This window comes from Pseudomonas sp. MD195_PC81_125 (assembly GCF_014060985.1).
Classification (GTDB): domain Bacteria; phylum Pseudomonadota; class Gammaproteobacteria; order Pseudomonadales; family Pseudomonadaceae; genus Aquipseudomonas; species Aquipseudomonas parakoreensis.
In genome coordinates this window covers 1-7206 of the sequence record NZ_JABULD010000516.1, presented here as the reverse complement: position 1 = coordinate 7206, position 7206 = coordinate 1, and the positions used below count along the sequence as shown (strand labels likewise).

The window sequence follows — 7206 nt, the reverse complement described above, 5'->3', positions numbered from 1 at the left end:
AATGTCTCCGCCCGTTCAAGACGTCTGTGTCCCCGACCGAGAACCTGTGGGAGCTGGCTTGCCAGCGATGAACGATGACGCGGTCCCCGATCAGAACTCCAGCGTGCTGGAGAGCGAAATCTGCCGCGAATCGCCCATCGACACAAAGAACCGGCTCGCCGCCGAGGTGTAGTACGTGCGGTCGAACAGGTTCTTCACGTTGAGCTGGAACTTGACCTTCTGCCCTTCGAGTCGGGTGTCGTAAGTGGCGAATGCATCGGCCACGGTGTAGCTCGGCAGGTCGAAATCATTCACCGCGTTGCCCGCGCGCTCACCAACATACCGCGCCCCGGCACCGACCCGCAGTTGGTCGCCACCGATCACGCTGCCGAAGTCATACACCGCTGACAATGAGCCGCTGTTTTTCGCCACGTTCTGCAGGCGATTGCCTTTGTAGTCCGGGTCTTCGGTGACCTCGGCATCGGTGTAGGCATAGGCGCCGATCAGGCTCCAGCGATCGCTCAACTGGCCGGTCAGGTCCAGTTCCAGACCACGGGAACGCACCTCGCCCGCGGCGCTGTAGATCGTGGTCGGGCCTTCGGCGTTGGCCACCAGCACGTTACGTTTCTTGATGTCGAACAGTGCAATGTTGCCGGTGATGCGCCCCGGCATATCCAGACGCGCCCCCAATTCCCACGACTTGGCTTCTTCCGGCGCAATACTGCCGTCGAGCACAGTGCTGCTGCCGCTGAGCGGGGCGATGGTCGAGTTGGGTTTGAACGATTCGGTGTAGCTGCCGTAGAACGACAACTCGTCGGTGTAGCGATACACCAGACCGGCGCGCGGCACGAACTTCTGCCCGTTGCTGTCGGTGTTGGCCTTGAACGGCACGCCTTTGCCGGCATACTGGTCGTACTCCTGGAAGCGCCCGCCGGCGACCAGAATCCACTGATCATTGAGATGGATCGAGTCCTGCAGGAACACCGAATCGCTGCGCAGCAGATCGGTCTGCGCGCTGTCCGCCGGGCTGACCGTGGTGCCTTCGACTTCACGGCCATACACCGGATTGACGTAGCTGAAGGTGCTCAGGCTTTTCTGGCGGATCAGGTCGGCGCGATAGATTTTGCGGTACTCGTCGTCGACGCCGAACACCAGGTCATGTTGCATGCCCAGCAGGTTGACCTTGCCCTCAAGGCTGGCGGTGGTGAAGCGGTCGGTGCTGATCGCGCCTTGCGTGCCGTCCATGCTGCGGGTCAGCGTGCCTTTTTTGGTATCGATGGCGGTCACGCGCACCTGGCTGGCGTCGTAGGTTTCGCGGTTCCAGCTGTAGCCGAAGTGGGCTTTCCAGTCGTCGTTGAGTTCGTGGTCAGCCTCGAAATGGTACAGATCCGAGCGGCCTTCCATGTCGTTGAACGGCTCGTCCAGACGCTCGTTGCGCGAGATGTCCAGCGGATGGTTGGTGCGCGGATCGATGACCGTGCCCCGGTCGAACGGGGTGAGAAACTCGCGGTGTTCATAGCCGAATGACAGCTTGGTACGCTCGCCGAACCAGGCCAGCGAAGGCGCGATCAGCGTCTCGCGGTGGGTGCCGTAGTTGCGCCAGTAATCTTCGTCTTCATGGTCCAGCACCAACCGGTAGGCCAGCCCGGATTCACCCAGTGCCCCGGTGCTGTCGAAGGTGCCGCCGCTGCCATTCTTGCCGTCGCCGTAGCTCGAACCGCGCAGGGTCAGCGCGTTGTATTGGGTCAATTCCGGCTTTTTGCTGACCAGGTTGACCACCCCGCCCGGGTCCTGAATGCCGTAGAGCAACGAGGCCGGGCCCTTGAGCACTTCGACCCGATCGACCGTCGCGTTCATCCCGCGGCCCTGCACGATCGGCATGCCGTCGCGCATGATCGAGCCGTTGCGGTTGTCGCCAAAGCCGCGGGTCATCACCGAGTCCTGAGTGCTGCCCAAGGTGTTGCCCTGGGTGATGCCGCTGACGTTGGCCAGCGCATCGTCGAGATTGCGCGGGGTCTGATCGCGGATGACCTGGGCCGGAATCACGTTGACGGTCTGCGGAATCTCCTGCAGCGAAGCCGAGGAGCGCATCACCGAACTGGTCTGCGGCGGCTGGTAGCTCATCGACTCGTCGCGGGTCGAGGTGATGGTGGTGGCGCCGAGGTTAAGCGCACCGGCGGTGGGCTGCGGTTCCAGCGCCAGGGTGTGGCTGTCGGTGCGGCGGAAGGTCATGCCCGAACCGCTGAGCAGGCGTTGCAGCGCTTGTTCGGCGCTCATCTGGCCGCTGACGGCCGGGGCGTTGATGCCGTACGGTGCCTCATCGGTGTAGACCACGCTCTGCCCGGTGACGCGGCTGAAATCGCTCAGGGCCTGGGGCAGCGGTTTGGCGCTCAGGGAAAAATTGAACTGCTTCTGCGCGGGGCTGCTGACGGCTTCCGCGGCGAGTGCAACGCTCATCGGCAACAGCGCCAATGCGGAAAAACTCAATGCCGAAACGCCTAACCACTGTTTGACCGAACCCGATTTTGCCCTGGACTTCATTGCTCAATGACCTGTGTAGAACCGCAACGGATGCGAATGACTCGCAGTTTCAGTCACTACACGGATGGGGCTGTGGTTTACCTCACCACAATTTTGAAAATTTTTTTGGAGATCAAAAGATCGCAGCCTGCGGCAGCTCCTACAGGGTAGCGTTGTGTCAGAACGCCATGCGCCACTGGCCTGCCACGCCGTAACTGCGGCTGTCGTTGCCGGCCTCGCCGCTGAGGCCTATGCCCAAGGTGTTGCGATCGGACAGCGTCAGGTCCAGACCGGCGTCCAGCGTAAAGCTGTTGCGATCCATCCCGGCGCCGGTGACTTCATAGCTTCTGCCACCCTTGACCAGTTGCTGGCGCGTTACGTTATCCAGATCGCCGTAGGTGTGTTTCACGCTCGCGCTCAGGTGCGGCGTCAACTGCATGCCGTTGGACAGCTGGTTGGTGTTCGTCAGGCGCAGGCCGAGGGTGCTGCTCGGATTCGCCTGGGTCTGACCCTGAACCTTGAGCGCTGCATCGCCACCTTTCTCGGTGTAGCCGTCACGTTGATAGCGTTGATAGCCGACGCTGGCGAACGGCTCGATGCTGACGTTGCCACGACCGAGGTTGTAGCCGACTTCGGCAAAGGCGTGCTGGGTGCTGGCGTCATAGCTGCTGTTGAGCCGATCGCTGAAACCCTTGAACGCAACGCGACGTTTGCCGCTGCCGTCATGGCTGCCGTACGAGGCGCCCAAGCGCAAGGCTAACGGGCCATCCTGACGCAACGCGTAGGCGCCGAGGTGCCAGCTGTCGAGATCACCGTCGTACTGCCGGGCATCGAAGCGGGTCTGCGCTTTTGCACCCATCAGGCCGACGTGCCATTGCTCGTCGATTCGCCAGTCGGACCCCATGACCAGACCTTGGGTGGAATGCTTCAGAACACTGGCGGCGTCACGATCTACCTGGCCGTCATGCCCCAGTGCCTGCAGCCAGACCCGCCCGTTGCCTTCGCCACCAGCCGCTCGGCGCGGTGCATTCCCTGAGCTCTGCGCGCCATTGCCGCTGTCCAGTTGATGCATGGCCGAAAGCATGCTGGCGCTGAGCGGATTGACGCTGCTCAGTGTGGCTTTGGCGAGGTTGGCGTTGCTGCCGGCGGCGAGTTGTTCGAGAGCCAGGCTGGCCGTCGGCTTGCTGGAGCCGAGCAGGGCCGTGACGGCAGTATTTTGAGGGGTGGCCGCGCTGATGGCTTTGCTTGTCTGGCGAAGTGTCTCAGGCTCTTGAGGTTGCTGAGGTTGCTGAGGTTGCTGAGGTTGCTGAGGTTGCTGAGGTTGCTGAGGTTGCTGAGATGGGGAGGGGGCTCGTCAATGCTCTGGGCGAGCGCCTGGCTATTCTGCGTGGTCGCAAGGTTTTCGAGCGGCACATCGTTACGGGCATAGAGCAAGCCCACTCGTTGTGCTTCGTAGTGCAGCGTCGGGGTCATGTATGCCAGAGCGTTTTCAACGGTGCCGAACTGTCCCTCAATCTGTTCCGCTTGCAGAACGGTGTGTTGGCTGCTTTGCGGATAGTCGCCGGCGGTGACGAGTTTCAGGGTGGCGTCACCCAAATGCGCGGTTCCTTTTACGACCACCGTCTGACTGTTGCCGGATGCATCCACGGCATAGGCCAGTACGGCAGAACGGGCCAGGCGCAGATCTCCCGCGATCTTGGGTGCGCCATAGACATCGTCGACGGTCATGCGTCCGTGCAGGTTCAAATGATTTACCGCACCATTCCCGGCTATATGGGCGTTTTCATGAACATCCACCGTGCCGTCAATGAGGCCCTGGTTGGTCAGGTCACCGCCAGCCGCGACAGTGGCGCCGCCATTGATCGCTCCTTTGTTGATCAGAATACCCTCGGTCACTGCCGTACCCAGAATTTGCCCATCGTTGACCAGCATTGCCTTCGGATGGACCAGTACGCCGATGTTGAAATCACCCGGTCCGCTACGGGTCCAGCTCCCGCGCCTGACCTCCAGCCCGCTGAAGTTACGGGTTTCACCCAGCACGCCTTTTTTGTTCGCGTCGAGTTGCAGCAGGTTGTCGCCCCCGCCACCGTCGACCAGACCGGCGAAACTGCCCCGAGATTGCACGGTGACAAGATCGTTGCGCCCATCGAGCGCCAGCGCTACACCCTCCTGCGCCGGATACGCTTTGCTGACCTTCAGCTGGACGGTGTCCGGATGATTGGCGAAAGCGTTGATCGCTGATTTGAATGTTTCAGTGGGTGCGGGAGAGATGGCTTGAGTGTCGGGCGGTGTGTCCTGAGCCATGGACAGATCAGCACATCCCATGGCCAGGGTAATGGCCAGTGTCAGGTGTTTGGGTCGAAAGTGGAATTGAACGGGCATCGAGTTCAGCCTCTCGTGGAAGGAGGCCAAACTCTAAGTTGGAGCCTGCAGGCACCGATGTCAGCCGGATCGCTCGGTGCTGCGGGCTGCGTCTGTTTGATCTTCGGAAAAGGGCGGCTCGACAAAGACTGGCGGATTGCGCCGTGCCGTCGCGTTGTCGTTTCCTACAAATTGAATTGCCATTAGCAGCTTGTAATGATCAGAAACTCATCTGCGACTGCCCGATCAACCCGTGGTTGCGACTGTTGCTGCCAATCTCGCCGCTGCAGGGCATTGATGGAGGGCCTTTGGTTATTAGCGGGCCGTCCGTATAGCGAGGGGTTCTTACAGAATGAAGTCGGAGGATGACTTGCATTATTTTGCGTTCAGATGATCTTAAACTCAGTTTTATCTGCATTTTGTTGCATATTGCACCGCGCCATCATTTGTTGAAATGCACTATATTGCATCTGAGGACAATGAATTCCCTGTTTAAATGCATTTAAATGCAGGTGTTGAGACATGTACAACCTGACATTACAGATATTCAGTGCTGGGAAATGGCACGACGCCATGATTCTAAGGTTCGACAATCCTGAAATGGGGTTCGAAAGTCGCTGCAGTTTCGGCTACGAGACGCCATAACTTGTCGAAAATATTGAAGCCATAGGCTCTTCGTTTTCCAAAGCCGTCAGTGCGCTGTATCCATTGGATTGGGAAGGGCGACGCTCCAGTACGCCCGCATTTGTCTATGACATTGCCCCCGCAGGAGCGGCCAAAAGATTTCTGCTTGCGCGTCTGGGGCAGGAGAAACCGGCGCATATCGGTGCCGATCTGTATCTGCTCGGCCAGAGCACTCCAGCCCCCATTGGCAATATGCGCGTAAAAGAGTCGGCCGAGGCTGTCGATGAGCGTGAGCCCATCGGATTCAAGCGTGAGGATGTCGTTCACCGCGACAGTCGCTTTTTGGAATACGCCTATGAGCAAGGCGCGGCAGTTGGTGGTGCTACAGGGGCAGGCGGTGAGGCACCGAAGCTATTGTTGGCTGAAAACAAGGCCGGCCTTTTGTACCCCGATGCGGTATTGGGCGATGAAGAGGTCAGGCAGCATTGGTTTATAAAATTTGCCAGAAACAAAGGAAGTCTGGTCGATCAAGATATCCTGCGTAGCGAGTTTCATTACTACAAGGCGCTTCAGAAACTCGGCATTGAAACGATCGCGGTTGAAGGTTTGGCATTAGAAGAAGCGAGTAAGCCGAGCTTGTGGATGCAGCGCTTTGATCGAGAAGTAACGAACGGTGAAGTCAATCGTTTTGCTGTCGAGTCGATTTATTCACTGGCTGAAGTAACGGCGCCGGGAAGTGCAATGAACCATATGGATGTCATCCGCATGCTCGCCGGGCTCTGGCGAAAAGCAGGACAGGCCAGTCAGATCCCCGCGCTGGTGACGGATTACTTACGTCGGGACCTGATCAACAAGATCCTCGGTAACTCGGATAACCATGGCCGTAACACCGCGATAATTCGCCAGGAAAGTTCGTTTCGTCTGGCGCCGATCTATGACTTGGCCCCGATGGTCATGGATGACGAGGGTGTGACCCGGACAACCAAATGGCCAAAAGATCTGGAGAGGGCGGGAGAGGTCGATTGGCGGGGAGTGTGCCGCGCATTGGCTGATATCACCGATCCCAAAGACCCTTTGGCAGGCTTGACTGACGCATCAGATCCTTTCGAACGCTTGCGTGAAGATGCCCAGCGTCTGGCGGCGCTCCCCGACATATTGACGGCGAGCGGTTTGCCCGACAGAACGATGAACCACCCGGGAATCCACCTGAAAAATCTGGAGCAACGCTTGAAAGAGTGGGATCTGAAATGAGCATGACGGTAGCCGAGCGCACGGTACTCATCGAAAACATTCAAGAGGCGCTGGCCCAAGGGACACTGGAGGTCGGTGAAGCGGTTCGCCGACTACGCGTGGAAGTGACCGGTCTGCATCAAACCCAGTTTGCCAGAATGTGCAAAATATCGGTTCGCACGCTGGTGCATATCGAGCATGGCGAGGGCAACCAGACATTGAAATCGTTGAATGCGGTGTTTCGTCCGTTTGGACTGAAAATGGGCGTGGTGCGGATCCGACGAGAGGTCAATTAAAACCCGACGCTGGCGCAAGGTGCTGGTTAACCTAGCTACGCCGCACATAAGCCTTGCCATAATGCCGCTCCATGCGCGCCTGAATCAGCTCCAGACCGATCGACATCAGCCAGTAAATGATCGCCGCCGTGGTCAGCATCTCGATGTAGCGGTAGCTCGAGCGTCCGTAGGACTGTGCCAGAAACATCACTTCCCC

General features: G+C 59.0%; 3 protein-coding genes and 2 pseudogenes. 2 read left to right on the top strand and 3 right to left on the bottom strand.

What is annotated here, in order from left to right; translation table 11 throughout:
- Positions 1-90: 90 nt before the first annotated feature.
- Positions 91-2520 (bottom strand): TonB-dependent receptor, encoded by a 2430-nt coding sequence (locus HT737_RS20615; protein ID WP_047291830.1) that lies wholly within the window; start codon positions 2518-2520, stop codon positions 91-93.
- A 157-nt stretch (positions 2521-2677) separates the two neighbouring features.
- On the bottom strand, positions 2678-3736 hold the full coding sequence (locus tag HT737_RS32410) for an autotransporter outer membrane beta-barrel domain-containing protein (protein ID WP_374011188.1): 1059 nt from the start codon (positions 3734-3736) through the stop codon (positions 2678-2680).
- 1646 nt (positions 3737-5382) lie between these two features.
- Here HT737_RS32410 and HT737_RS20605 point away from each other — a divergent pair.
- Positions 5383-6735: pseudogene (locus HT737_RS20605) on the top strand (HipA domain-containing protein).
- The gene (locus HT737_RS20600; RefSeq protein WP_047297333.1) at positions 6732-7010 is read left to right on the top strand and encodes a helix-turn-helix domain-containing protein; all 279 of its coding nucleotides are present in this window, start codon (positions 6732-6734) and stop codon (positions 7008-7010) included. The pseudogene HT737_RS20605 and the gene HT737_RS20600 overlap by 4 nt, the downstream one beginning before the upstream one ends.
- Positions 7011-7041: 31 nt before the next feature.
- Here HT737_RS20600 and HT737_RS20595 read toward each other — a convergent pair.
- Positions 7042-7206 (bottom strand): annotated as a pseudogene (locus tag HT737_RS20595) (amino acid ABC transporter permease); the annotation flags it as partial.